We start from the raw sequence: 26,797 nt of genomic DNA on the forward strand, positions 1-26,797 counted from the left end.
AAAAAGCTCATCCTTGGATGAGCTTTTTTATCTGCAATTCAGACTTACCAATAATTCTCGACTGCAATATTGCCTTCGCCACGCCGGTTCATGATCAGGCCACGGGCTTTTAAGGCTTCTTTGGTATCATCGACCATTTCCGGGTTACCGCAAAGCATGACATGGGTGGTTTGCGGATTGAGCTGCATACCTGCGGCTTTTTCCAGTTCACCATTGGCAATCAGCACCGGTAAACGATCGTGCAAAGGTGCATCAGGCTCACGGGTAATAATCGGAATAAATTTAAATCCGCTATGTCCTTCGCCAAAGGTTTCGGCAATTTCCTGAATCCGTTCCACATAAGCGAGTTCAGCCCGGCTACGCACGCTATATACCAGATTGATTTTTTCGTATTTGCTCCAGGTTTCAAAGTCTTGCAACATACACAGAAAAGGTGCCAGACCAGTTCCAGTGCCCAGTAACCACAAGTCTTTGGGCAAGGGCAACTGATAACGGGCCAGCGTCAGATAACCATACGGAATTTTTTCCAGAAACAGCTCATCCCCTACTTTAAGGTGCTGTAAATTGGAGGTAAATTTACCTTCTGGAACCACAATCGAAAAAAACTCCAGAGTTTCATCAAAAGGAGATGACACCACCGAATAGGCACGAACCACCAGTTCATCTCCCACCTGCAGGCCAATACGCGCAAATTGCCCCGCAGTGAATTTGAAGTGTGCCGGGCGTGTCATGGTGAAACTAAATAATGTATTGGTCCAACGGTGTACAGATAAAACTTTTTCTAGGCTAAATTTTTCAATTGACATGATTTCAACGTGGCATGAAAGACTGTGCTCATGGTAGCATGGCAATATAATTTATTAATATTTTTTAAATGTTAAGGCTCTACTCATGCGCATGACTTTACGCCAATTGGCTGTTTTTGTAGCAGTGGCACAAGAGGGTACCGTAACGAAGGCTAGCGATGCCGTCAAACTTACTCAAAGTGCGGCTAGTATGGCTTTAGCAGATCTGGAAGATGGTCTGGGTGCTCCATTATTTGACCGTCTAGGCAAACGTTTACAGCTCAATGACCTGGGGCGCTTTCTTCTCCCTCAAGCGCTGGAAATTTTAGGTCGATGCGAATCTTTTGAACAGGTTGCGAAAGGTGAGCTTCAAAGTATCGATTTACGTTTAGGTGCAACCCTGACCATTTCAGATTACCTGATTCCTGACCTGATGGCCGATTTTCTAAAAATTCAGCCTCAAGCGCATTTACAGCTGCAAGTTGGTAATACCCGTCAAATGATTGAAGCGGTGAATCAGTTCCAGCTGGATCTGGCCTTGATCGAAGGCTCCTGTCATCTGCCACAACTGCAATGTATCCATTGGCGCGATGATGAGCTGGCGGTGTGCTGTGCACCGGATCATCCCCTAGCGCAATTGAACCGTGAGCTGACCGCGGAAGATTTCAAATCTGTAGAGTGGATTCTGCGCGAAGAAGGTTCAGGTACTCGCGAAGTCTTTGATAATGCCATTTTGAAAGATGTGCCGGATGCCAATATCCGTCTGACACTTGGCCATAATGAAGCAATTTTGAAAATCGTAGCCGGCGGAATCGGCATGTCCTGTATTTCCAAACTTGCGATTGAGCCTTTACGCGAGAAAGGTCAACTGGTGATTCTCAATACTCCGTTCTGGTCTTTAACGCGTCCATTGTTTATGCTGGTACATCGCCAGAAATATCAGGGGCCAGGCCTGAGAGCCTTTATGAATTTCTGTGAAGCCTAAATTTGTTTTCAATCAAAAAGCACCTTAAGGTGCTTTTTATTCTATCTTAAAATCGGCTTTCACACGGGATGCCATCGCTGTCACCATCCATTTTAGTATTTGGACAGTTCCGGATAAAAAATAAAGCCTCTTCGTAAGAACCCATCTGGCTACAATGTTCTCTTCCATCACATTTGAATTGAGATATAGATTGCGAAGCCGTCTCTGAAGTTTTCGGATTAATAGAGTAACTTTGGCTTGGTAACTCAGCACCACGATTTTCTAGATTCTGCCTACCCTGCTCAGATAATCCCTCCATAGCTAAATCACCTTGTGCCGCTCGCTGCTCAACTACGATTCGTTGCTGCTCTACCATCAGTTGTTCAAGCTTCTGCTGTTTTTGAACTTGGTAGCTTTGGTATTTGTTATAAACAAGCCCAACAAGAATCGCAATAATAATTAGTCCCGATATTGTGATTAATTTGGATCGAGTTGATGATTTTGTCTTTTCATAACGTGGAGAAACATGTACTTCAGGATCTTCATATAAATCATTATTCTGCTTAATAACCAATTTTGATTTAATATCCAGCCGGACAATATGGTCTGCCTTAAACTTTCCATTATCTTCAACCATTAAAAACTTTAATTTTTCCCCAATTTTTAGTGGAATATTTTGATTGGGAAAGTCTTTAATGTGAAAAAATAAGTCTTTAGATTCCCCTTCGATTTGAATAAAACCAAAACCACGTGCTTCGTGATAGGTTTTGATTTTCCCCTCTTGAAACATAATTCACTCTTGTCTTTGATATTTTTAATAATTGTAATAAAAAATACATCAAAAAGCTTTTATGAAATTCTTTAATAGAAAAACCAAAAAAGCACTTATAGGCGCTTTTTTAAATTGAAGAATAGAGAAATACCGAGTTAAAAATAGAAAATTAAAAATTTCTGGTTTAAATTTATACTTCACCCAAAATTATAAAACCAACTGCGGATACCAGTGCCAACCATAGCGTTGGGCTAAAAAGAATTGAACGCTTTAACGGAACAGATATTGTGGGTGCCAAAGATGGTAATGCCACAACTTCCGCTACAAACTCGTCCTGTACTTTGACATCTAGGCGTACCATATTGTCCAATATTATGGTTTCCTGATGAGGAATCATTCTAAATTTAAGCAGTTCTCCAATTTGAGGATCAATTTCAAGTGAAGGTAAATCCTGTAGCCTAAAACTTAGTTCTTGAGCGTCATCTGCTAACTCAATGCTGCCTGTACCACGTTCGGAATCATAAGTTTTAATTTTTCCATTCCTAAACATGACATTTATCCCTATAAATCAACAGATAGTATTTTAAGTGAGAAGAAATAGAGATGATTGTAGCGCTTTGGTAGACGTTTTATTGTTTGCGTAACGAAGTATAAGCTTTAAGTTACAAAACCTGAGGTAAGACTATAGTTCATGAATTTTTAGATAAAAAAGAGGCGAAAATGCCTCTTCATTTAGTCAAATTCACGGTTAATTAACGCTTGAGATTTGATAGTAATGCGGAAGTAATTGACTGGTTATGTGCAGCGACCTTAGATTTTTTAGCTTTCTTTGAAGTATCCTCAACACGTTCAATCTTAATGGCTTTATACTTATCGCCATTTTCTACCACATTAAATTTCACGCGTTCATTGCGTTTTGGCTCGCCTTCTGCCGCAGGAAAGTCTGAAATATGGAAGAACACATCTCCCTCAGCTGAACCAATAAAACCAAAACCTTTTGCAGGGTCGTACTGTTTGATTTTGCCCTGATATAATTCATCTTTCATGCTGTTGTCCTATGCTGAAAATGCCCGATCTACATTATATAAAAAAGAGGCTGTAGTAGCCCCTTTTTTTCGTCCTGTTCAAAAATTAGTCTTTCTGAACTGAACCAAAGATTTTATCGCCAGCATCACCAAGACCCGGAACGATATAACCATTTTCATTTAAACCGCTGTCGATTGATGCAGTGAACATGATCACATCAGGATGTGCAGCCTCTACACGCTTAATACCTTCCGGTGCGGCAACCAGAACCATAACACGAATGTCTTTACAGCCACTGGCTTTGAGTACATCAATTGCAGCTACAAGAGAAGAACCTGTCGCCAACATCGGATCAATGATCATCGCGATACGGTTTTGTACGTCTGGAACCAGTTTTTTATAATAAGTACGGGCTTCCAGGGTTTCTTCATCACGCTCTAAACCGAGTACAGATACTTTTGCACTTGGAATCAGGTTTAAGAAACCATCCAGCATGCCAATACCGGCACGTAGAATCGGCACAACCGTGATTTTTTTACCGGCAATACGGTCAACTGTGACAGCACCATTCCAGCCATCAATATCATGTTCAACCATTGGCAGGTCTTTAGTCGCTTCATAAGTCAGAAGCATGGTCACTTCTTGAGCTAACTCGCGGAAGTTTTTGGTACTGATATCTGCACGACGGAGTAAGCCGAGCTTATGTCGGATGAGCGGATGACGGATTTCATGGATTGCCACAGGAGAACACCTAAAAGGTTAAAGATAAATTTCCGCTATTATAAAGGCTTTTATAGATTTGTATAAATAAAAAAGCCCCCAATCATGGAGGCTTTTTTGTAATAACGTCAATCTTCACAGATATTAGTTAAAACCACTTTGAACCAAAGTGAAAATGAATTGCTGTAATTCAGGTGATATTGCGAAGAACGCATATTTAGAAATCGCAATCACTGGATCTGGATAAACACCAATCACAAGTACCGCAAGTGCAGCAAGTAATACCATGATACCACCGACTTTTTGACCCCAATGATTCACCGCATCTAGACGTGGTGTTTCAGGTGGTGTCATGTACAGCACGACCATCACGCGCAGGTAGTAATACAAACCAATACCTGAACCCAGAATAACCATTGCAGTCAGGAACCAGGCTTCGCCTGCAACTGCGGTTTTAATCACCAGGAACTTACCGATAAAGCCGGCAGTTAAAGGAATACCAGCAAGAGACAGCATCATTACGGTTAATACAGCAGTCAGAACTGGACGACGCCAGAACAGACCACGGTATTCAGCCAGACTACCCGCTTCATCCGTATTGTTATACGGACTCGACATCAGCGTCACAACACCGAAAGCACCAATCGTGGTTAATACATAAGTAATCACATACACGTTTACACTTTCAAAAGTCGCGAAACCTTGAACCTGTAAGAAATCGGTATTACGTGAACTGACGATGGCAACCAGCAAATAACCAAAGTGCGCAATTGAAGAGTATGCCAGAATACGTTTCAGGTTCACTTGGCGAACAGCCAGCAAGTTACCTGCAAGAATCGACAATACTGCAATAATCGAAATGATCGTTACGAAGCTGTCTGCCAGGATTAAACCTGAAGACAAAACATAACGAACAAACAGACCAATCATCGCCACTTTTGCCACAGTCGCAAGGAAAGTCGCGATTGGTGCTGGTGCACCTGCGTAGACGTCTGGTGTCCATTTGTGGAATGGTGCCAGCGATAATTTAAATGCCACAGCAAATACAATTAAGGCCAGACCAATTATCACAGCTGGCTGACTGAATACAGTAAACAGTTTGCCCGGTTCAGCAACGAAACTTAAAGTACCTGTGTAGGCATAAATATAGGCCATACCCATCAGCAGCATTGCAGACGCAGTTGCTGAAAGCACCAGATATTTCACACCTGCTTCAAGCGATTGAGAACGTTGATGTGTATATGCCAACAGGCCGTATACAGGAATCGACATCAACTCAAGGCTAATAAAGAATGATGCATAGTGCGAGCTTGCCACCATTAACATTGCACCCGCGACGGATATCAACATCAAGATATATAGCTCTTCACGGTTATCTTTATAAGTTTCGATATACGCGTGTGACAAGGTACTACAGGCAAGTGCAGCAATCAGAATCACAAACTGGTACAACATCGTAAATGGATCTACGATGAACAGATTCATCACATTGGCAGGTGCAAATGTGCCTGCCAACAGAACGAAAATGATATAGAACGCTGCTAAGTTCAGACCAACAACAGTCGTCGTCGCAACAAGATTATGGTTACGCTTGATTGCCGTCAGCAACATCACGACGATCGCAGTTAACGACACGATCATCACAGGTGCGAGCGGCATAAGCTCAGAAAAAGACATTGTGAAGTTCATGGCTTATTGGATCTCCACATTTTCAAGTTGAGTCGTTACCTGATCAGCAACTTCAACCACTTCTTGAACTGGAATGTAGCTATTCGCTAACCACGCCATGCTTGAGTTAGACACATCAAGGAAGCTTTGTGGGTATAGACCAAGCCAAAGTAGACCAAACGCGCAGATCAACAATAACGCGATTTCACGTGCATTCAGATCTTTTAACGGATGTGTATAGTGCTGTTTTTGCGCTTCGTTTGGCACACCAAACAGGGCTTTGTGAATCAGGATCAGACCATACAGACCTGCAAAGACCAGACTGATTGCCGCAAGAATAGTGAACGCCGGGAATTGTGCATAAGCACCCATCAAGATCAGGAACTCACCAATGAAGTTACCCAGACCTGGAATACCGACAAGCGCCGCAACAAAGAACATCAGGAAGAATGCAAGATACGGGAACTGACCACGCATACCACCCATCAAACGCATATCACGCGTATGCACACGCTCATATACCTGACCACACATAATGAACAGTGCAGCAGAGGAAATACCATGTGCCAACATCATGATCATCAGACCCTGGAAGGTCAGGATGTTACCTGCATAAATCGCAAGTAAAACAAAGCCCATGTGGGAAATAGATGTGTACGCCAGTAAGCGTTTCATGTCGGTTTGCTGGAAAGCACACCAGGCACCGTAGAAGATACCGATTAAACCCAGAATGATCGCGATATCTGCAAACTGAGCCGAAGCTGCCGGGAAGAACGGAATCACGAAACGCAATAAACCGTACGCCGCAGTTTTAATCAAGATACCTGCAAGGTCAACAGAACCCGCGGTTGGTGCTTGCGCATGCGCATCTGGTAACCAGCCGTGTAATGGGAAAACTGGAAGTTTTACCGCAAAACCGATGAATAAACAGATCATGAATGCATAAGCAAGCGCTGGAACCTGAGCGTCAAGCGTATTCGCCACACCTAATAAATAGTTGTAGTCGAAACGGATTTCGCCAGTCATGGTATAGCCTACAGTCACCAGACCCAGGATACCAATCAGCATCACCAAACCGGCAACCTGCGTGTAAATGAAGAACTTGTTTGCTGCATAAACACGTGACTTGCCCTCTGCCCCTTTATGACCCCAAAGGGCAATCAGGAAGTAGATCGGCACCAGCATCATCTCCCAGAAGAAGAAGAACAGGAACAGGTCAATCGCCAGGAATACACCGATGACACCACCCAGAGACCATAAAAGGTTGAGGTGGAAGAAGCCAACGTTCTTTTGAATCTCGCCCCATGAACAGCCTACTGCCAGCACACCAAGGAGTGCCGTCAAGCCAACCATCAGCAGAGATAAACCATCCACGGCAAGGTGAATGTTAATGCCCAGGGTTTGAATCCAAGGCAGTTTGAATTCGGCAGCCCACGAAGGTGTCGCAGCGCCCAATTCATAGTTATAGGTACCAGTCTGCCAAAGGACGATGGTCAAGACCAAAGTCACCAGCATACCGATCAGCGCGATATAACGCGGCAAGTGTTGGTCGAGTTTATCGACCAACCAGCATATGAAACCTGCAATGAACGGAATGAGGATCAGAGCCGGCAAAATAATATTGTTTGGAGCTTCCATTTTATTTCCCCACGACCTGAATCACGATCAAGATCATCAGTAGGACAACGACACCGAGCCCCATACTAGATGCATATTCACGCAGTGAACCGGTTTGACGTGAACTTGTAAAGCTGTGACCACTTTTGACCAGTGCAGGAAGTACTAGCCATAAGCCATCAATTGGATCACGACCGAACAATTTAGCGAACAGCAAATATGGCTTGACGAAAATCAGGTCATAAAGCTTGTCGAAACCTAATGCATTACGGCAGATATTAACCAGACCCGCACCTACAGAAGTGGCAGCAAAACGTTTGACTGCATTGTAAGCAAAAGCGAACAGCACCACACCGACCACAAGACCCGTCAATGCAACAGCAATGGCGATGTATTCAGCACCATGTGCACCTGCTTCAAGCGCTTCAGGAATAATGAAGGCTGGAATTTGGGCTGCATCTAGAATGCTCATCACGGGTGCTTTCAGTACGATTGCCAGACCTGTCGAAAGGACAGCAAGAATCGCTAGTGGCGCCCAGTAAGTTGCACCTTTGATTTCATGATAAGGCGTGTTTTCTTTGCCGAAGAATACCACCCAGATTAGACGGAATGTATAAATCGAGGTTAAGAAAGCACCTGCAACACCGACCCAGTACAGCGTGTTATACACTGGTAAACCAGCAATATGACTTTGCGTCCAGACTGCAGCAAGAATTGCGTCTTTTGAGAAGAAACCAATGGTCAGGAATGGAATCGCTGCCAAGGCACCGCCACCAATCGCGAAACATGCAAACAGGAATTTGTTCTTGTAGAACAAACCGCCCATCTTGAAGATGTTTTGTTCGTGATGGTAAGCCAAAATTACCGCACCAGACGACAAGAACAAGAGTGCCTTGAAGAATGCGTGAGTCAGCATGTGGAATAGACCCGCCTGGTATGCTTCAGCACCTACTGCCATAAACATATAACCGAGCTGACTCATGGTTGAGTAAGCCAGAATACGTTTGATGTCGGTCTGAACCAATGCAGCAAAACCAGCTACAAGCAAGGTCACCGCACCTGTGATCGAAATAAACACCATCACTTCTGGCGCAAGTTCAAAGACTGCAAACAGACGGCAGCACAGGTAAACACCCGCCGTTACCATGGTCGCAGCATGGATCAATGCAGAAACAGGTGTTGGACCTGCCATTGCATCGGCTAACCATGTTTGTAATGGGATCTGTGCAGATTTACCTGCCGCACCCAAGAACAATAACAATGCTGTCCAGATGGTCAGCGAAGAACTTTGCGTCATTACAGTCGCTGCATTTTCAACGATGTACTGAATGTTCAAAGTACCGAATTGCTGGAAGATCAGGAACATGGCAATCAGCAGGAATACGTCACCGATACGGGTAACAGTAAACGCCTTGATTGCCGCCAGACCATTTGCAGGGTTCTGGTAGTAATAACCAATCAGCAGGTATGAACACAGACCTACACCTTCCCAACCTAAGAACAATAACGCCAAGTTATCGCCAAGAACGAGAAGCAACATGCTTGCAACGAACAGGTTGAAGTAAGAGAAGAAACGTGCAAAGTCTTCTTCACCACGCATGTACCATGAAGCAAAGATGTGAATTAAGAAACCCACACCTGTCACCATGCCCAGCATTAGTAAAGACAAACCGTCGAGTTGCAAGCTGATGCCCGGTGCAAAACCACCGACATTGAACCAGGTCCACAGGTGCTGAACATAGAGTTCTTTACCATTGTTAACAAAGTCCAGACCTGCAATCAGTGCAAACAGTGCCGATAAACCAACTGCACCGACACCAATTATCGCTGCAACATTTTCAGGAAGCTTGTTGCGCCCCGCCGCTAACAGGACAAAACCAATGAGCGGAAATAAAATTGTTAGATATAAATAACTCATCCGCGCATCTCACTAGCAGCATCCACATCCAGGTGATGGAAGCGATGATAGAACTGAAGGACGATCGCGAGACCAATACAAGCCTCTGCCGCAGCAAGCGTCAGGATCAGGATGAACATGATCTGACCATCTGGCTGTGCCCATGCACTGCCCGCCAGGACGAACGCCAAAGCAGCAGCGTTCATCATGATTTCAAGGCTCATTAAAATAAATAGTAGGTTGCGTCGCACCATTACACCGTAAAAACCCAGTGCAAAGAGAATAGATGCAACGATCAAACCATGCTCTAAAGGGATGTTGCCCATTATTCTTTTTCCTCTTCTGCATCTGGCTCACGTTTACCCAAATGGAATGCAGCTACTAATGCAGCAAGCAATAACATCGCGGCAACTTCAACCAACAACAAGTATTGCGTAAAGAGTGCTTGACCCACGGCTTTCGGGCCCACCATTTCCACACCCATTACCAGTGAAGGCTGTGCGTAATCAGAGTTTAATACCCATACCAGTACCAGACCGATCAGGAAGCTCATCAGCGCCGGATAAGCCCACGCCGATGAAGTTAACCATTTACGTTCTTGTTCAACGGTTTGTTCACCCAGATTCAGCATCATCACCACGAACACGAACAACACCATGATCGCGCCAGCATAGACAATAATTTCGAGGGCAGCCGCGAACGGCGCACCAACGATCATGAACATGCCTGCAACAGCAAGCAAGGATACAATCAGGCTTAATAAAGCATGTACCGGATTCGCGTTAGTCACCACGCGAACCGTAGAGACAATGGCCACAAGGGCCATTAAATAAAATGGCCACATCATGGTAATAGACTCCGTACATCAACAGGTGCACTTTCACGCTGTGCTTGACCTTTGTCCTTGCCTGCAACTGCCATACCGGTGACACGGTAGAAGTTATAGTCAGGATATTTACCAGGACCTGAAATCAGCAAGTGTTCTTTTTCATAGACCAGGTCTTGACGAACATATTCACCGAGTTCGAAATCCGGGGTCATTTGAATGGCTGTGGTTGGACAGGCTTCTTCACACATACCGCAGAAAATACAACGTGAGAAGTTGATACGGAAAAACTCCGGATACCAGCGACCATCTTCACGTTCTGCTTTTTGTAATGAGATACAGCCTACCGGACAGGCAACCGCACACAGGTTACATGCGACACAACGCTCTTCGCCATCAGGGTCACGCGTTAATACAATACGACCACGGAAACGTGGTGGCACGATTTCTTCGGCCGGCACTTCTGGATATAAAATCGTGTCACGTTTACGCGTTACATGGCTAAACACCATCCAAAGCGAACGAACAATCGATCCAAATCCAGCTAGAAATTTAAACATTTTGTTCTCCCTGCCCTTACCACAAGATCACGGCACCAGTCACCAACAGGTTGACTAGAGCTAATGGCAAGCAAATTTTCCAACCAAAGTTCATCACCTGGTCATAACGTGGACGCATTAATGAACCACGTGCCAACACGAACATCATTACAAAGAATGCTGTTTTGATAATGAACCAGAATGCTGCTGGAAGGAACGGAATTTCAAGGTTGAATGGCGCGAGCCAGCCACCGAAGAATAACGTCACGATTAAAGCAGAGATCAGTACTACGTTGACGTATTCCGCAACGAAGAACATCCCCCACTTCATGCCGCCGTATTCGACATGATAACCTTCAGCCAGTTCTTGTTCTGCTTCTGGTTGGTCAAATGGATGACGATGCGTCACCGCAACACCCGCAACCACGAAGATCAGGAAGCCAAGGAACTGAGGCACTACGAACCAGACATCACGTTGTGCTTCAACGATTTCACGCATGTTGAATGAGCCGGCAATTGCCACCACACCCATCAGCGAGATCCCCAGGAACACTTCATAAGAAATGGTCTGAGCCGCAGAACGTAAACCACCGAGTAAGGCGTATTTGTTGTTGGATGACCAGCCACCGAACAGTACTGCATAGACTGCAATACCTGCCATTGCCATAAAGAACAACAGGCCGATGCTCATGTCTGCCACACCTAGATAAGGTGAAACAGGAATAACCATGAACGACAGCACAGCAGTTGCCATCGCAACTGCTGGCGCCATACGGAAAGTCAGTTTGTCAGCAAATTTTGGTGTCCAGTCTTCCTTGAACATGATTTTCAGCATGTCGGCAACAATCTGGAACATACCGCCCGGACCGACACGGTTCGGACCGTAACGGTCTTGCCACAAGCCGAGTAAACGGCGTTCAATAAAAGACATCAACGCAGCGATCAATACCACAACCAGTAAGATCACGATCGCTTGAATGACTGAATAGGCGATTGGCCAGTTTTCAGCCCACAACGGCGTTTGACGGATTAATTCTTGTTCCATGAATTACACTCCAACCGCGACTGAAACAGGCTCTGCCAGAGATACCGTCGGTGCAAGACCGATTGGGTAGCCAATATAACCTGTCGGTAAGTATTCAATGACTTGTACAGGCAGAACAATAGAGGTCTCGCCTGCTTTTACTGTCATTGTCTGACCATCTTGAACATTCAAGCGGGCTGCATCCTGTTCACCGACCGCAAATACCGCTTCAGGAATACGTGTTTCCATTGCTGGTGTTTTTACGGTGAATTCACCTGAACCAAAGATATGGTGCATTGGTACCAGACGGAAGCTTTCAGCATTAACCAAAACAGGTGCCGGTGCAACAAAGGTACGTGCCGGAAGTTTTGCCAAACGGTCGAATAAACGAACGCCTGAATCACCACCTTTCAAATGACCGCCGACATTGTCCTGGAATTTGTTCCAGGCTTGCGGCGAGTTCCAGCCGGCAGACCATGCAAATGGTACCAGTGCTGAAGGTGTTTGAGTTCCGACATAACCTTCCATCGAGAAGGTTAATGCAGAGTCGTTGTCCACTGGCTGTTTTGGCTCATGGACAGACAATGGCGCGCGCATCGAAGTACGACCTGAGTAACGACGTGGTTCACGTGCTACTTTAAGACCATGGACACGGAAGCCCGCATCAGGCGCAACATCCAGAATGCCTTCAAGTGCAGGTACGTTTTTCGCAACTGACTCGATCACATCATCCAGCAACGTCCAAGAAATCGCTTTGCCTTTCACGCCGGTTTCCAGAGCGTGTAACCAGCGCCAAGATTCTTTGATTGCCAATTCAGGATTGTAGTAGCTCGGGTCATACACTTGGTAGAAACGTTGTGCACGGCCTTCTTGCGATACCACCGTACCATCACCTTCAGCAAAGCTTGCAGCAGAAAGCACGATGTCGGCTTTTTTCACTGTTTCAGTTTCAGAGTGATCTAAAACAATCACGTCTTTGCCTGAAAGTGCAGCATCCACTTGTGCAGCAGGTAGACGACGATACAGATCGTTTTCAACCACGATCACTGCATCATAATCTTGTGCAAAGGCTTGCTCTAAGCTTTGACCACCGAAGATTGCCATACCCATCGAGTTCACTTCAGGAACTGTCAAGGTCAAGCCTGCATTACCCAGATTTTGTGCAACTTGTGCAGCAGCTTCCATGATTGATGCATCTTGTAAGCTGGTACCCGAGATGATCAATGGTTTTTTCGCAGCTTTTAAGGTGTCGGCAATCGTTTGTGCAAATGCTTTCGCATCGTCATCTAAACCGAGAATTGCTTCACCCTTCACGCCCGCAGCAACAGCAAAACCTAAACGCGCGATGTCGTTTGGAGAAGCAACCACTTCGCCTTCCGCTACGTCAGACAAACGGGTTTGTGTCGCAGCCAGGATGTAAATCGGAGATTTCGCATCTTGAGCAATACGTTGTACCGGCTCAGCCAGCCATTCCTGGGTACGACGTTCCGCTGCCATCTCTTTGCCTTTATTTTTCGCAGCTTGGCGAACAGATAAAGCCATACGAGGCGCAGTTTGGGTTAAATCTTCACCTAAGATCAGAACTGCATCATAGCTTTCAATTTCACGCATATTCGGGTTGTAAACACCCTCGGTTTGCATGATTGAAGCTGCAAGTTCAACCAGATTTTGCTCTTTTTGAGATAAACCTGTTGAGAAGTTCTCTTGACCCACCAACTCACGCAGCGCGAAGTTTGATTCAAGTGATGCACGCGGTGAACCAATCCCCAAAACTTTTTTGTCCTGGATATTTGCAATGACCGTATCAAGTGCTGCATCTACTGAAACAGTTTCTACAGTCGCACCTTTACGGAATTGTGGCTGACGCGGACGGTCTTCGCGGTTCACATAACCTGTACCGAAACGGCCTTTATCGCATAGGAAGTATTGGTTAACTTCACCATTGAAACGGTTTTCGACACGGCGAAGTTCACCATAACGCTCACCCGGAGAGATGTTACAACCTGAAGAACAGCCTTGGCATACGCTTGGCGCATATTGCATGTCCCATTTACGGTTATAACGTGCCGAATGAGTTTTATCGGTAAATACACCTGTTGGACAAACTTCAGTCAGGTTACCCGAGAATTCAGATTCTAAAGTGCCTGATTCCGGACGACCGAAATACACACGTGATGCGTTGGCATACACGCCGAAGTCCGTACCACCTGCATAGTCTTTGTAATAACGCACACAACGGTAACAGGCGATACAACGGTTCATTTCGTGAGAAATGAATGAGCCAAGCTCTTGGTTGTAATGGGTACGTTTGGTGAAACGGTAGCGACGACGGTCATGCTGCGTCATTACGGTCATATCTTGTAAATGACAGTGACCACCCTCTTCACAGACCGGACAGTCGTGCGGGTGGTTGGTCATCAAGAATTCAACAATCGAAGCACGGAAATCTTTTGCTTCTTTGTCTTCAATCGAAATGTAGGTATTGTCAGATGCAGGCGTCATACATGACATGACCAAACGACCACGGGTATCTTCCGGATTCGCGTATTGAGTCACGGCACATTGACGGCAAGAACCAACAGAACCTAAGGACGGATGCCAACAAAAGTATGGGATATCAATGCCAAGACTCAAACATGCTTGTAGCAAGTTTTCCGAGCCGTTGACTTCATACGATTTGCCATCGACATGAATTGTAGCCATAGTCGAATTCCTTAAGCTTGTTCTACGGAGCTAACTTGAGCAGCGGCATTCACCACCTTCGCTTCAAATTCGCCACGGAAATGTTTGAGTGCGCCCATGAGCGGTTCCATTGCACCCGGTGCGTGGGCACAGAAAGTCTTACCGATCCAAAGCTTACGCGTTAACTCTTGTAAGTGATCGATATCTTCCTGTTTACCTGTGCCATTTTCCAGCGCTTTTAACGCTTTCACTGCCCAAGGCAAGCCATCACGGCAAGGGGTACAGAAACCACATGATTCGCGTGCAAAGAATTCTTCTAGGTTACGTGTTGCTGAAACCATACATTGAGTTTCATCAACCACCATGAGCAGACATGTTCCTAAACGAGAACCTGCTTTCATGATGCTTTCCGCATCCATCGGAAGATCGATATGCTCGGCCGCCAGGAAGTCCGTTGATGCACCACCCGGTAACCATGCTTTCAGCTTCAGGCCGTCACGCATACCACCCGCGTGATCTTCAATCACTTCACGCGCAGTCGTACCAAAAGGCAATTCCCATAGACCCGGGAATTTCACTTTACCTGATGCACCATAGATTTTCGTACCTGGATCTTTCGATTTGCCCGCAGACAAGCCGATATACCATTCAGGGCCACGCAGCATGATGGCGGGTAAGTTGTTGTAGGTCTCTACGTTGTTGACAATCGTAGGACGACCCCAAGCACCTGCAACTTGCGGGAATGGCGGTTTGGTACGCGGGTTGGCACGACGGCCTTCAAGCGAGTTAATCAATGCAGTTTCTTCACCACAGATATAACGACCTGCACCGGTATGCACGTGTAACTCGAAGTTCCAGCCGGTACCCAGGATGTTATCCCCTAAGTAACCTTTGGCACGAACTTGCTCAAGCGCTTCATTTAAGTACTGAGCCGCTTCGATGTACTCGCCACGGATAAAGATATAACCATGGGTTGCTTCAAGCGTATAACCCGCGATCAGCATCCCTTCGATCAGTTGATGTGGAAGATCTTCCATCAACAAACGGTCTTTGAAGGTACCTGGTTCCATCTCATCGGCATTACAAATCAGGTAACGTGGACCTGAATTGTCATTTGGCGCCATTAGTGACCATTTGATGCCTGCCGGGAAGCCTGCACCACCACGACCTTTAACAGTCGCTGCCTTCACCACGTCCAATACATCTTTAGGCGACATCGACAGGGCTTTTTTAAAGCCTGCATAACCTTCGAGCGCTTCGTAATCATCTGCATTACGTACGTTCGCTTGTTTGCTTAAACGCCATGTGAGTGGATGCGTTTCCGGGTTACCGTCGCCATAAATTGGTTTTGGTTCAGTATTCATACATACTTCTCCAACAGCTGTTTCACCGAAGTCACTTCAACCAGACCGTGCGTGTCTTCATCAATCATTAAGGTTGGGCCTTTGTCACAGTTACCCAGACAGCAAATTGGCAACAAGGTAAAGCGACCATCTGCAGTCGTTTGACCAAACTGAATGCCTAATTCGCGCTGGAATGCTTCTGCCAAAGTTTCCGCACCCATCAAGAAGCACGCAATCGAATCACATAACAAAATTACGTGACGCCCGACTGGCTGACGGTAAATACGGTTATAGAAGGTTGCCACACCTTCCAGATCTGCAACGCTCATGTTCAGCATTTGCGCGATGGCATTCATTTGCGCATCATCTACCCAGCCATTACGGCGTTGTACACACTTTAGCGCGTCCAGACACGCCGCACGTGGGTATGGATAGTGCCCCATGTGATGTTCGATATCGTGAATTTCGTCCGCAGTCAAAATTCCTTCAACGTTCACACGTGGCTTTTTATCAGTCAAAATCATCATAATGCGTTTACCCCTTAGCGATCCACGTCAGCCATTACGACGTCAATGGTCGCTAAATAAATGATTAAGTCAGACATGAGGCTGCCGTTAATCACAGAAGGCATTTGCTGTAAATGCGTGAAGGTTGGTGTACGAATACGGGTACGGTAACTCATGGTTGACTTGTCTGAAGTCAAGTAGTAGTTCGACGCACCTTTCACCACTTCCGCCATCACAGATGCTTCACCCGCCGGCATTACAGGACCCCAAGATACGCTTAAGAAGTGCGTAATCAAGGTTTCAATATCTTGTAATGTCTTGTCTTTTGGTGGTGGAACAGCCAGTGGATGGTCTGCTTTGTACGCACCAGACGGCATGTTGTCTAGACATTGCTTGACGATTTTCAGTGATTCTTCGATTTCACGGAAGTGAACCATGACACGTGCATAAGCATCGCCTTCGTACTCTAAAGGAACCTCAAAATCGTAATTTTCGTAGCCGCTATACGGACGATATTTACGAACGTCAAAGTCAATACCTGTTGCACGAAGACCAGTACCGGTTACACCCCAAGCCAATGCAGATTTAGCGTCATATTGCGCTACACCTTGGGTACGACCCATGAATACAGAGTTGCGTAATGCAGCTGTGTAGTATTCATTCATACGCTTCGGCATCCAGTCGAGGATTTCGCGAATGAGGTGCTGCCAGTTGTTTGGAAGGTCGTGCGCAGTACCGCCAATACGGAACCAAGCTGGGTGCATACGGTAACCCGTGATCGCTTCAATCGCGTCATAAATCTTTTGACGGTCAGCGAACATATAAAATACTGGGGTCATACCGCCGGCATCCTGAATTGCAGTACCAATAAACAACAAGTGGTTATTGATACGGAACAATTCCGACATCATCACACGGATACATTGCGCACGGTCCGGTACAGTAATGCCCGCCATTTGCTCCACGCCCATCACATAAGGCATGTTTTGTGCACAACCACCCAAGTAGTCGACACGGTCTGTATACGGAATGAATGAATGCCAGGTTTGACGTTCAGCCATCTTTTCCACACCACGGTGGTGATAACCGATATCAGGCACACAGTCTTTCACTTCTTCGCCGTCCAGCTGCAAAATCACACGGAATGCACCGTGCGCAGATGGATGGTTAGGCCCCAAGTTCAGGAACATGAAGTCTTCATCGGCATTACCGCGCTTCATACCCCAATCTTCAGGCACGAAACGCAGATGTTCCTGTTCGTAGTCCTGCTTGGCCTTGTCTTGTAAATACGGGGTATATTCAGTCGCACGTGCAGAATATTCTTTACGTAGCGGATGACCTTCCCAATAGGTTGGCAACAAGATACGACGGAGCATTGGATGCCCTTCGAAATTGATCCCAAACATATCGTAAGCTTCACGTTCGTACCAGTTGGCATTTGGCCAGATGTTGGTTGCCGTCGGAAGATTCAGATCACTTTCAGCTAAGGCAACCTTAATACGAATGTCAGTATTACGCTCGAGCGACAACAAGTGGTAGAACACTGTGAAGTCAGACGCAGGTAAACCGTCGCGGTGCGTACGCAGACGCTCATCTACCGCAGACAAGTCGAACAACATCACGTAAGGACGTGATACTGTACGCAAGAACATTAAAACTTCTTGTACACGTGCGCGCTCAACCCAGACTGTCGGGAAATCCTCGAAAGTCGTTTGCACATAGAAGTTCTCACCAAATTTGGTTTTGAGTTCTTCAATGATGGCAAATGCTGGGCGTGAATCAACTGGTGTTGATTCTGGCATAGCAATGTCAGTTTCAGCCATTGGCTTGGCTTCCTATTTAATACAAATTCAGTCAACCTAAACGACAATTACACCCATAGCGGGTGCAGCAAAAAAGACCAGTCGTTTAAATTATTTAATTTCATCCATAGAGCGCAAGTTCTTCACAGCAACACGCTGATCTTTCTTACGGTCACGTTCCGGCATCATCTTTGGCTTATACACTGGCTTAAGATCATCACCGATCACCGCAGAAAGCGGACGACGCTCGAGTTGAATCTGGTCTTGCAACAGCATTAATGCCTGAATCAAAGCTTCAGGACGTGGTGGGCAGCCGGGAACATAAACATCGACCGGGATGATTTTATCCACACCTTGTACCACTGAATAAATGTCGTACATCCCACCTGAGTTGGCACATGCCCCCATTGAAATGACCCATTTCGGTTCAAGCATCTGTTCATACAAACGTTGAATGACAGGCGCCATTTTCACAAAGCAGGTACCCGCCACAATCATTAAATCCGCCTGACGCGGTGAAGCACGAATCACCTCGGCACCAAAACGTGACAAGTCATGCACACCGGTTAAGGTCGTCGCATACTCTACATAGCAGCATGATGTACCAAAGTTAAACGGCCAAACTGAGTTTTTACGACCCCAGTTGACTGCTGTATGTACCACATCCTCTAAACGAGTCATGAATACATTCTTATTCACTTCTTCTTCAAGTAACGGATCTTCTACAAGGATACGCTCTTGAAGTGGATATTGATCAGCATCCGGATTCGCACGGGTTAATGTATATTTCATCCCGTCTTACTCCTTATCAGATGATTTAGCCGGTGAGCTTTTCACACGACCAGAGGATTGAGCTGGGATTTGACCTGTAGGGTCGATTACCAATTCTTCAATTGAGTTAAAGCGCGTAATTTCTGCTAGATCCATATTTGGCGAACCAATCTTAGCTTTAATTCCTGCGGCTTTACGTTTGTCTGAAGGTGCCCAGTTGAGTGCGCCTGTGGATAATTCGTAAACCAAACCAACAAGTAAAACTAAAATAAAGATAGCTGCAGTTGCAAAACCAATCCAACCTACTTCACGAACAGAAACCGCCCATGCATATAGATAAAGTGCTTCTAAATCAAACACCACGAAGAAAATTGCAACTAAATAGAACTTTGCAGACAAGCGGATACGAGCCCCACCTGCACCAACAACACCTGACTCAAACTGCTCCTGCTTGGCACGGCCCCATGATTTACCCCCGAGGAGTAATGGGACGGTCAGCATAAAGACGCATAAAAATGTAACGCCGATCACGAAGGCAATAATTGCCCATTCGTATGGAGTAATAGCACTCATGCGGGGATAACTCCTGGCAGGCCTATTTGTTAACAAAGAATGTATGTATTGGCCTTCAAATACACCAAACACAAAATTAATCCCGCCAATTGTACCTGATTTTGGATTTCACTTGCTAGTTTATAAGCCTTAGTCTTTGGGATGATTTTTTAGGCATTTCAGCATTTAATTTGCGTTTGATCTCTCAACATCCGATTTAATCGTTTTATTGGATTAAGTTTTAATTTTCTATTAATTTTTCTATAAACAGTATTCCTGAAAAATAAATCCATTTCAGATCATTCTTGCTTGGCCTCTGGCTTAGATATAGCCCCTTTCACGGCCAAAGCAAAGAAAAATCAGACAAAAACTTATTCTATCCATAACTTTCAGCGGATAAAGCTTTTGATTTAATTTGATATTTAACATGATTTTCACATTTTAACTTGGATTAAAGCACTTTAAGCCCAGCCTCACTCAAGGCAAGCAATTGTATCTTTTTGCAACACACCCAACAGACTGATTCAGAATATGTTATTTGTATTTCTAAGCCACATAATGACATTAATAAAGTAACAATAAGGAGTCCTTGCATGTCTCTACGCTTCTCGCATAAGCCGAATTATTTTTTATTTGCCCAGTTACTGGTGCGACATATCCAAGATTATGTTCAGAAACACCCCAATATGAGTCAGGTCGCTTTTGACTTGCGCGATATTCATGCACTGTTTCAAGAGGATCATGCCTCTTCCAGCATTAATCTGGATGGCATCATGAATATTGCCGATGAATACAAAGTCGAAACTTTATCTGGTGATCAGAGGCTGATCCAGCGCTATAGCATTGATGGAAAAAATACCAAGCTAATGATCGACTTCAATCCTGAAGCCCTGCATGGCCTAAAAGAAGGCAAACCATTGATTGAGCCGGATGCCACCATTCAGGAATAAAATTCTTCCCCAATAAAAAAAACGATGCTCAGACATCGTTTTTTTATAACTCAAAAGCATTTATATAACATCAAGCTGAATGATCACTGATTTCCTCAGTCTTTTCTGCCAACTTGCGCTTGCTCTTCTTTACATAACGCTGTGCAGGCCAGCTCATGATAAAGCGCGCACCACCCAAGCTCGGACTTTGATCCACGTGAATCTTGCCACCAAACCAGTACGCAATCCGGCTGACAATGGATAAACCCAAACCATAACCACCCGAAGCACGGGTGCGGCTGTCATCCAGCCGGGCAAAGGCTTCAAAGACCCGGGCACGATCCACTTCCGGAATTCCCGGGCCATCATCTTCAACAGAGACATAGGCCTGACCATCCTGATCCAGACCACCACTGATCAGCACCTTATTGTCGCAATAACGCACCGCATTGCCGACCAGATTCTGAATTACGCGATGCAGATAACGGCGTTCTGCCTCAACCACCACATCAGGCATTGAATGTAGCTCAATGATTTTCTGGGTTTTTAATGCTTCAGTTTCCAGAGCTACCTGATTCAGCACTTCAAACAGATTGACCTTTTCAAACTCGATCGAAGGCATGCCCTGTTCTAGCTTGGCATAGGTCATGATCTCGTCAATCAGGGTATTCAGCGCCTCAATATCTTTATCAATCTGTTCGACCTGTTGCAGACGATAATCGTAATCATCTTCATCTGCCATCATTTCCACACCAAAACGAATCCGTGCTACTGGTGTACGCAGTTCATGCGACACCGCACGCATCAGTTCACGCTGGGCTTCAATCAGGCGCTGAATATGATCAGACATATTATTAAAGCTAGAGGCCAGCGTTGCCATTTCGTCACTTCCTTCTACAGGAAGACGCAATGACATATTACCGGTTTTCATTTTGTTTAAGGCATAGCTGACTTCACGCAACTTGCGCTGCATCGGCACCAGCAAACCATACACCCCCAGACTCAGCACAAACAGGCTCAATAAAGTAATACCGGTGGCCAACTGGAATGGCATCCAGTTAAACAATGGCACCGGCCCCATCACCAAGACTTGTGAGGTCGAACCTGGAATTGGCGAAATAATTGAAATGGTGGTGCCACGGATTGAGGCACTATCCCGATACAAAATGATACTGTGATCAAGACGCAAGCGCCCGATCTGCTCGGAATCTAAAGGTAAGCTCTGTACGTTTTCAATCGATACCGGATAAGAAAAATGATCCTGAATAGCGGACAGATATTCTTTTTCCTGACCCGGATAATAGACCAGATAATCCAGAATAAAGACCGGCAGCGCCTTCATCTGGCGCTCGGTAATACTGTCGGCCTTTATATACAGGTAATGATTCGGGTCATCGCGCAGCCCCACCACAATATAGGCAATGCCGGTTTTGGCATCCCAGCGCACCACGGCTTTACGATCTGCAATACGGCGACCTTCAGCACGGGTGATATCCACCTTACTGGCTTCTACATAGTGAATTGGCAATTCCAGCAAATCAGAAGCATCGGAAACCCAATCCATCTTTTGCTGAAGATTTGGCTGGCGCGCGACACCCTCACTGATGATATAGGCCATACCATCAGTCAGAGACTCACGATATTCTTGCGCACGCTGATAGTTGATAATCTGTACCAACAGATAGCCGAACACAGCCACCAACACAACAAGGATGACGAGTCCTGCGTATATACGCAAAAATATACTGTGTTTAAACACCTATAGTTTATCCCGCTCGTTCAAGCAACAACGTACATTTGCTTAAATACCATTAGTTTCTTTAACGAATAGATAACCTTTACTACGCACGGTTTTAATACGCTTCGGATTCTCTGGATCGTCACCAATTTTTGGACGGATACGCGAAATACGCACATCGATTGAACGATCCTGACCATCATATTCGATGCCACGTAAACGCTCGAAAATATCTTCGCGGGAAAGAATACGGCCAGCATTTGATGCAAGCAACCACAACAGGTCATATTCCGCACTGGTAAAATCAACCAGATCACCATTTAAAGTAACTGAACGACCACCATTGTCGATGACCAGATCATCAAATTCGATACGCTGTGCCACTTCATCTTCAGGCACCTTGTCCGTACGACGCAGTAATGCACGAATACGTGCCAGCAATACACGTGGTTGTACCGGTTTAGCGACATAGTCATCGGCACCCATTTCCAGACCCAAGACCTGATCCATGTCCTCAGTACGCGCAGTCAACATCAAGATCGGTTGATGATAATGCGGGCGCACTTCACGACAAATGGTCAAACCATCCGCTCCTGGTAACATCACATCCAGCACCACCATATCTGGCTGCTCAGCGATAATCCGGCGAATGGCACGGTTACCATCCGGCTCCACCCCAACCTCAAGTCCATTACGAATGAGGTATTCTTGCGTTAAACGAGCAAGACGCTCATCATCTTCAACAATTAAAATCTTGGGTAACTTTTCTTCTTGGCTCATGTATTGCCCCTTATTTGGTGGATCTACGCTATAGGCGTATCCTTTTGAAATCCAATAGATACGTTTTTAATATGCTTGCAATATACACACGTTTACATTGTAAACAAGATAGCGTTCACCAAACTGATACATCAAGATAGCATTTTGTAATATTTTATCGTGCATTTTTTGGGCAACTATGCTTGAAACAGTGATTTAGATCTGATTTGTGATTTACACAACTATTACATGAACAAAATATGACTGCTTGATTCAGCACTTTTTAGTTATCCACAATGTTATCTATAAGCACTTTCTCGGGACTTTGTTATGCTATGCCTTGCCTGATAAGGCTTATACAAAAATCAATAAAAATAGCGATATTTTTACAAGGATTAAAGCAAAACTTAAGAAAAATATTTAGCTAAATGTCAATATTGATCTACCCTAATTTTTCCCGTATCTTGTGTTCAATTAATTTTAAAACCACTAGGTCTTGTGTTTATTCCTCAAACACTGTGCATGAAACTTGCCCAGTTCAAACGGTCCATAAACATAAAAATAGATGACAATGGAGCTATGCTAACATGAGCGTAATCACTTCAACTCCTGGTCAACTTCAGGTGATTAAACGCACCGGTGATGTTGCCGCTTTTGATGCAGAAAAAATTTCTGTCGCAATTGGTAAAGCGTTTTTGGCGGTTGAAGGCCAGCAAAGCGCTGACTCGAGCCGAATCCATGATCGTATCGAGCAACTGACGGAAATGGTACTGAATACCTTTAAACGTCGTTTACCTTCTGGCGGAACGATTCATATCGAAGAAATTCAAGACCAAGTTGAACTTGCGCTAATGCGTACGGGCGAACAGAAAGTTGCACGCTCTTATGTCATTTACCGTGAACAACGTTCTGAAGCACGTAAACAATTAGGTGCACACCATCATCCGACCCTGCAAATTACCGATGCTGAAGGCCAACTTAAGCCACTTGATTTAAGTGCTTTAACTGCGCATGTTACTAAAGCAGCAGAAGGCCTTGAAGGAATTGATGTACAAGCCATTGTCGATGAGACCGTGAAAAACCTGTACAACGGTGTAAAAGAGTCTGACATCTCCACCACTATGATGATGGCGACCCGTACCCGGATCGAGCAAGAGCCGAACTACACCTATGTGACCGCACGTTTGTTGCGTGATGATCTGGTGGCGACTGGTTTGAAATTCCTGGGTCTGCCTACGGATACGCATGAAGGTGAAGCACTTGAAACTTTCCTGAAAAAAGGGATTGAGCTTGAGCTTATTTCACCAGAACTGCTTAACTTTGATATGGCGAAACTGGCAGCGGCGATTCAACCAGAACGCTCAAACCAGTTTACCTACCTAGGTCTACAGACTTTATTTGACCGCTACTTCATCCATTCCGATGGCGTACGTTTCGAATTGCCGCAATTGTTCTTTATGCGTGTTTCTATGGGCTTGTCGCTCAATGAAGAAAACCGTGAAGAACGTGCCATCGAGTTCTATAACTTGTTGTCTAGCTTCGACTATATGGCATCGACGCCTACCCTGTTTAACTCAGGTACGCTTCGTCCACAATTGTCGAGCTGCTACTTAACCACCATTGATGATGACCTGTATGATATTTATGGCGCAATGCGTGATAACGCCATGCTGTCTAAATGGGCAGGCGGTTTGGGTAACGACTGGACACCAGTGCGTGCTTTAAACTCTTACATCAAAGGTACCAATGGTAAGTCGCAAGGTGTAGTTCCATTCCTTAAAGTCGCGAACGATACGGCTGTTGCGGTCAACCAAGGTGGCAAGCGTAAAGGTGCAGTTTGTGCATATCTTGAAACCTGGCACCTGGACATTGAAGAATTCCTGGAACTTCGTAAAAACACTGGTGATGACCGTCGTCGTACCCACGACATGAACACAGCGAACTGGGTTCCTGACCTGTTCATGCAACGTGTATTCGAAGATGCGGAATGGACATTGTTCACACCTTCTGAAACCCCAGATCTACATGATTTGACCGGTGCAGAATTCGCTGAGCGTTATGCTTACTACGAAGGTATTGCCAAAGAAACAAACATGCTGCACAAGAAAATCCGTGCAAAAGATTTGTGGCGCAAAATGCTGTCGATGTTGTTTGAAACTGGTCACCCGTGGATCACATTCAAAGACGTATGTAACTTACGTTCACCACAGCAACACGTAGGTGTAGTGCACTCTTCTAACCTGTGTACCGAAATTACGTTGAACACCAGCAAAGAAGAAATCGCGGTGTGTAACTTAGGTTCGATCAACCTGGTTCAACACGTGCAAGGCGGTGTACTGGATCGCGAAAAACTGGCACGTACAGTAAAAACTGCTGTGCGTATGCTCGACAACGTGATTGACATCAACTACTACGCTGTTCCACAAGCACGTAATTCAAACCTGAAACATCGTCCAGTCGGTATGGGTATCATGGGCTTCCAGGATGCTTTATACGAAATGAACCTGGCGTATGGTTCTGATGCTGCGGTTGAGTTTGCTGATGAATCAATGGAAGTGATTTCGTACTACGCGATTTCAACTTCAAGTGATTTGGCTGTTGAACGTGGTACCTATGAGACATTTAAAGGTTCATTGTGGGATCAGGGTATTTTACCAATCGACTCACTGGATCTGGTTGCAAAAACACGTCCTGAACGTATGTTCGAAGTTGACCGCACTCAACGTTTGGATTGGGACACTTTACGTGCCAAAGTTCAAAAAGACGGTATGCGTAACTCAAACGTGATGGCGATTGCGCCAACTGCAACGATTTCTAACATTTGTGGCGTGTCTCAATCGATTGAGCCTACTTTCCAGAACTTGTATGTGAAATCGAATCTGTCTGGCGAGTTCACCGTGATTAACCCGTACCTGGTACGTGCGTTGAAAGAACGTGACCTTTGGGATGCAGTAATGGTCAACGACCTGAAACATTTCGAAGGCTCTGTACAGAAGATTTCCCGTATTCCTGAAGAGCTTAAAGCCATCTTCGCGACTGCGTTTGAAGTAGATACACGTTGGATCGTAGATGCTGCATCACGCCGTCAAAAATGGATCGATCAGGCTCAGTCTCTGAACCTTTACATCGCTGGTGCAAATGGTAAAAAACTGGACATCACTTACAAGATGGCTTGGTTACGTGGTCTTAAAACGACGTATTACCTACGTGCATTGGGTGCGACGTCTGCTGAGAAATCGACCATTAACACTGGCGCACTAAATGCGGTTAAAGCGACTGCAACTGCAGCACCTGTTGCAGCAGCCGCTCCGGTGGTTGAAGCGAAAAAACCTGAAGTTCCTGCAGAGGAAGATGGTTTTGCGCAAGCAGCACCAGTGCCAATGGCATGTTCAATTGACAATCCTGATTGTGAGGCTTGTCAGTAATCTGACAGGTTTTAAATCCTCCCCGACCCTCCTTTAATAAAGGAGGGAGAAAATCCCCCTTTTCAAAGGGGGACTTAGGGGGATTACGAAATTCAGGCAATAAAAAAGCCCTCTAGCGTCCGTCAAAACTAACTAGAAGGCTTTCAATCTCGAAGTGATACCAAGATGGTCACAACGAGGCTGGCATCACAAAATGCGTGAACGGATTGTATCATCGATTCGAGAAACGAGCCAGTAAGAGTCATCTTGAATTTGTAATGGAGATTATCTCTATGGCTACGAAAAAAGTTTCTCGTGATGCAGGAACTGGTCGTTTCGTAACTGAAGGCTATGCAAAAAAGCATCCTAAAACTACAGTTACTGAAACAATCAAGCCTAGTAAATCATCTAAAAAATGATTTAAACGTGAATCCTAGTTTCGGCTAGGATTCACAAACTAAAAGTAAAAGGAA

At 45.3% G+C, this 26,797-nt stretch carries 24 protein-coding genes; 4 read left to right on the plus strand and 20 right to left on the minus strand.

All coding sequences use genetic code 11. The annotated features are described in order from the left end of the window. Positions 1-44: 44 nt before the first annotated feature. Positions 45-806 (minus strand): ferredoxin--NADP reductase, encoded by a 762-nt coding sequence (locus tag FTT73_RS05755; protein ID WP_005169641.1) that lies wholly within the window; start codon positions 804-806, stop codon positions 45-47. A gap of 85 nt (positions 807-891) precedes the next feature. On the opposite strand from FTT73_RS05755, the gene gigC reads away from it, so the two are divergent. Further along, positions 892-1,770: a LysR family transcriptional regulator GigC gene (gene gigC, locus FTT73_RS05760; protein ID WP_005169640.1), complete on the plus strand. Its 879-nt coding sequence runs from the start codon at positions 892-894 to the stop codon at positions 1,768-1,770. 46 nt (positions 1,771-1,816) lie between these two features. On the opposite strand, the gene FTT73_RS05765 is transcribed toward gigC, so the two are convergent. From FTT73_RS05765 to ndhC, 17 genes are all read right to left on the minus strand, one after another. Beyond that, positions 1,817-2,539, minus strand: coding sequence for a cold shock domain-containing protein (locus tag FTT73_RS05765; RefSeq protein ID WP_180191140.1), 723 nt, complete (start codon positions 2,537-2,539; stop codon positions 1,817-1,819). 172 nt (positions 2,540-2,711) lie between these two features. Further along, complete coding sequence (locus FTT73_RS05770) at positions 2,712-3,071, minus strand: hypothetical protein (RefSeq protein ID WP_100534922.1); 360 nt, start codon at positions 3,069-3,071, stop codon at positions 2,712-2,714. 202 nt (positions 3,072-3,273) lie between these two features. Then, positions 3,274-3,567 carry a cold shock domain-containing protein gene (locus tag FTT73_RS05775; protein ID WP_005097911.1) on the minus strand — a complete coding sequence of 98 codons (294 nt, stop codon included), beginning with the start codon at positions 3,565-3,567 and terminating at the stop codon, positions 3,274-3,276. A gap of 85 nt (positions 3,568-3,652) precedes the next feature. After that, complete coding sequence (upp, locus tag FTT73_RS05780; protein ID WP_005097912.1) at positions 3,653-4,288, minus strand: uracil phosphoribosyltransferase; 636 nt, start codon at positions 4,286-4,288, stop codon at positions 3,653-3,655. A gap of 123 nt (positions 4,289-4,411) precedes the next feature. Next, entirely contained in the window at positions 4,412-5,956 is a 1,545-nt protein-coding gene (nuoN, locus tag FTT73_RS05785) for an NADH-quinone oxidoreductase subunit NuoN (RefSeq protein ID WP_074383461.1), read from the minus strand. 3 nt (positions 5,957-5,959) lie between these two features. Further along, entirely contained in the window at positions 5,960-7,573 is a 1,614-nt protein-coding gene (gene nuoM, locus FTT73_RS05790; protein WP_100329150.1) for an NADH-quinone oxidoreductase subunit M, read from the minus strand. 1 nt (position 7,574) lies between these two features. Next, complete coding sequence (nuoL, locus tag FTT73_RS05795) at positions 7,575-9,470, minus strand: NADH-quinone oxidoreductase subunit L (protein WP_005097915.1); 1,896 nt, start codon at positions 9,468-9,470, stop codon at positions 7,575-7,577. Then, a complete protein-coding gene (gene nuoK, locus FTT73_RS05800; RefSeq protein ID WP_004280769.1) occupies positions 9,467-9,775 on the minus strand; it encodes an NADH-quinone oxidoreductase subunit NuoK in 309 nt (102 codons plus the stop codon). The genes nuoL and nuoK overlap by 4 nt, the downstream gene beginning before the upstream one ends. Further along, a complete protein-coding gene (gene nuoJ, locus FTT73_RS05805) occupies positions 9,775-10,293 on the minus strand; it encodes an NADH-quinone oxidoreductase subunit J (RefSeq protein WP_171063341.1) in 519 nt (172 codons plus the stop codon). Before nuoJ ends, nuoK begins: the two co-directional genes overlap by 1 nt. Then, a complete protein-coding gene (gene nuoI / locus FTT73_RS05810; RefSeq protein ID WP_005097919.1) occupies positions 10,293-10,835 on the minus strand; it encodes an NADH-quinone oxidoreductase subunit NuoI in 543 nt (180 codons plus the stop codon). Before nuoI ends, nuoJ begins: the two co-directional genes overlap by 1 nt. Positions 10,836-10,851: 16 nt before the next feature. Further along, entirely contained in the window at positions 10,852-11,859 is a 1,008-nt protein-coding gene (gene nuoH / locus FTT73_RS05815) for an NADH-quinone oxidoreductase subunit NuoH (RefSeq protein WP_005097920.1), read from the minus strand. A gap of 3 nt (positions 11,860-11,862) precedes the next feature. Further along, positions 11,863-14,541: an NADH-quinone oxidoreductase subunit NuoG gene (nuoG, locus tag FTT73_RS05820; RefSeq protein WP_180191141.1), complete on the minus strand. Its 2,679-nt coding sequence runs from the start codon at positions 14,539-14,541 to the stop codon at positions 11,863-11,865. Between the two features lie 11 nt (positions 14,542-14,552). Next, positions 14,553-15,884: an NADH-quinone oxidoreductase subunit NuoF gene (gene nuoF / locus FTT73_RS05825; protein ID WP_074383464.1), complete on the minus strand. Its 1,332-nt coding sequence runs from the start codon at positions 15,882-15,884 to the stop codon at positions 14,553-14,555. After that, positions 15,881-16,390, minus strand: a complete 510-nt coding sequence (gene nuoE, locus FTT73_RS05830) for an NADH-quinone oxidoreductase subunit NuoE (RefSeq protein WP_100358017.1) — start codon at positions 16,388-16,390, stop codon at positions 15,881-15,883. The genes nuoF and nuoE overlap by 4 nt, the downstream gene beginning before the upstream one ends. A 14-nt stretch (positions 16,391-16,404) precedes the next feature. Further along, on the minus strand, positions 16,405-18,192 hold the full coding sequence (gene nuoC / locus FTT73_RS05835; protein WP_005097924.1) for an NADH-quinone oxidoreductase subunit C/D: 1,788 nt from the start codon (positions 18,190-18,192) through the stop codon (positions 16,405-16,407). Positions 18,193-18,282: 90 nt separating this feature from the next. Beyond that, positions 18,283-18,963 (minus strand): NADH-quinone oxidoreductase subunit B family protein, encoded by a 681-nt coding sequence (locus FTT73_RS05840; protein WP_005097925.1) that lies wholly within the window; start codon positions 18,961-18,963, stop codon positions 18,283-18,285. A 6-nt stretch (positions 18,964-18,969) separates the two neighbouring features. Further along, complete coding sequence (gene ndhC / locus FTT73_RS05845) at positions 18,970-19,515, minus strand: NADH-quinone oxidoreductase subunit A (protein WP_005097926.1); 546 nt, start codon at positions 19,513-19,515, stop codon at positions 18,970-18,972. A gap of 572 nt (positions 19,516-20,087) precedes the next feature. Between ndhC and FTT73_RS05850 the strand changes: the two genes are divergently transcribed. Beyond that, positions 20,088-20,444 carry a hypothetical protein gene (locus tag FTT73_RS05850; protein WP_005097927.1) on the plus strand — a complete coding sequence of 119 codons (357 nt, stop codon included), beginning with the start codon at positions 20,088-20,090 and terminating at the stop codon, positions 20,442-20,444. A 70-nt stretch (positions 20,445-20,514) separates the two neighbouring features. Here the strand turns inward: FTT73_RS05850 and bfmS are convergent, their stop codons facing one another. Beyond that, entirely contained in the window at positions 20,515-22,182 is a 1,668-nt protein-coding gene (gene bfmS / locus FTT73_RS05855; protein ID WP_005097929.1) for a sensor histidine kinase BfmS, read from the minus strand. A 42-nt stretch (positions 22,183-22,224) separates the two neighbouring features. Continuing rightward, positions 22,225-22,941, minus strand: coding sequence for a response regulator transcription factor BfmR (gene bfmR, locus FTT73_RS05860; RefSeq protein ID WP_005097931.1), 717 nt, complete (start codon positions 22,939-22,941; stop codon positions 22,225-22,227). A gap of 566 nt (positions 22,942-23,507) precedes the next feature. On the opposite strand from bfmR, the gene FTT73_RS05865 reads away from it, so the two are divergent. Both FTT73_RS05865 and FTT73_RS16315 read left to right on the plus strand, forming a co-directional pair. Beyond that, a complete protein-coding gene (locus FTT73_RS05865) occupies positions 23,508-26,345 on the plus strand; it encodes a ribonucleoside-diphosphate reductase subunit alpha (RefSeq protein WP_180078796.1) in 2,838 nt (945 codons plus the stop codon). A 272-nt stretch (positions 26,346-26,617) separates the two neighbouring features. Then, positions 26,618-26,743 (plus strand): hypothetical protein, encoded by a 126-nt coding sequence (locus tag FTT73_RS16315; RefSeq protein ID WP_004732081.1) that lies wholly within the window; start codon positions 26,618-26,620, stop codon positions 26,741-26,743. The last annotated feature ends 54 nt before the right edge of the window (positions 26,744-26,797 follow it).

The sequence above is a fragment of the Acinetobacter sp. YH01006 genome, from assembly GCF_013420445.1.
In the GTDB taxonomy this organism is placed as follows: Bacteria; Pseudomonadota; Gammaproteobacteria; order Pseudomonadales; family Moraxellaceae; genus Acinetobacter; species Acinetobacter pseudolwoffii.

Bases quoted from the DNA above. Each gene is read 5' to 3' on its own strand.
- nuoE (WP_100358017.1), bottom strand. From the start codon at position 16,390: ATGATGATTTTGACTGATAAAAAGCCACGTGTGAACGTTGAAGGAATT.
- nuoG (WP_180191141.1), bottom strand. From the start codon at position 14,541: ATGGCTACAATTCATGTCGATGGCAAATCGTATGAAGTCAACGGCTCG.
- bfmR (WP_005097931.1), bottom strand. From the start codon at position 22,941: ATGAGCCAAGAAGAAAAGTTACCCAAGATTTTAATTGTTGAAGATGAT.
- nuoM (WP_100329150.1), bottom strand. From the start codon at position 7,573: ATGGAAGCTCCAAACAATATTATTTTGCCGGCTCTGATCCTCATTCCG.
- nuoN (WP_074383461.1), bottom strand. From the start codon at position 5,956: ATGAACTTCACAATGTCTTTTTCTGAGCTTATGCCGCTCGCACCTGTG.
- nuoK (WP_004280769.1), bottom strand. From the start codon at position 9,775: ATGGGCAACATCCCTTTAGAGCATGGTTTGATCGTTGCATCTATTCTC.
- gigC (WP_005169640.1), top strand. From the start codon at position 892: ATGCGCATGACTTTACGCCAATTGGCTGTTTTTGTAGCAGTGGCACAA.
- nuoH (WP_005097920.1), bottom strand. From the start codon at position 11,859: ATGGAACAAGAATTAATCCGTCAAACGCCGTTGTGGGCTGAAAACTGG.
- ndhC (WP_005097926.1), bottom strand. From the start codon at position 19,515: ATGAGTGCTATTACTCCATACGAATGGGCAATTATTGCCTTCGTGATC.
- FTT73_RS05775 (WP_005097911.1), bottom strand. From the start codon at position 3,567: ATGAAAGATGAATTATATCAGGGCAAAATCAAACAGTACGACCCTGCA.
- FTT73_RS05865 (WP_180078796.1), top strand. From the start codon at position 23,508: ATGAGCGTAATCACTTCAACTCCTGGTCAACTTCAGGTGATTAAACGC.
- nuoC (WP_005097924.1), bottom strand. From the start codon at position 18,192: ATGGCTGAAACTGACATTGCTATGCCAGAATCAACACCAGTTGATTCA.
- nuoJ (WP_171063341.1), bottom strand. From the start codon at position 10,293: ATGTGGCCATTTTATTTAATGGCCCTTGTGGCCATTGTCTCTACGGTT.
- nuoF (WP_074383464.1), bottom strand. From the start codon at position 15,884: ATGAATACTGAACCAAAACCAATTTATGGCGACGGTAACCCGGAAACG.
- FTT73_RS05755 (WP_005169641.1), bottom strand. From the start codon at position 806: ATGTCAATTGAAAAATTTAGCCTAGAAAAAGTTTTATCTGTACACCGT.
- FTT73_RS05765 (WP_180191140.1), bottom strand. From the start codon at position 2,539: ATGTTTCAAGAGGGGAAAATCAAAACCTATCACGAAGCACGTGGTTTT.
- FTT73_RS05770 (WP_100534922.1), bottom strand. From the start codon at position 3,071: ATGTTTAGGAATGGAAAAATTAAAACTTATGATTCCGAACGTGGTACA.
- FTT73_RS16315 (WP_004732081.1), top strand. From the start codon at position 26,618: ATGGCTACGAAAAAAGTTTCTCGTGATGCAGGAACTGGTCGTTTCGTA.
- nuoI (WP_005097919.1), bottom strand. From the start codon at position 10,835: ATGTTTAAATTTCTAGCTGGATTTGGATCGATTGTTCGTTCGCTTTGG.
- FTT73_RS05840 (WP_005097925.1), bottom strand. From the start codon at position 18,963: ATGAAATATACATTAACCCGTGCGAATCCGGATGCTGATCAATATCCA.
- nuoL (WP_005097915.1), bottom strand. From the start codon at position 9,470: ATGAGTTATTTATATCTAACAATTTTATTTCCGCTCATTGGTTTTGTC.
- FTT73_RS05850 (WP_005097927.1), top strand. From the start codon at position 20,088: ATGTCTCTACGCTTCTCGCATAAGCCGAATTATTTTTTATTTGCCCAG.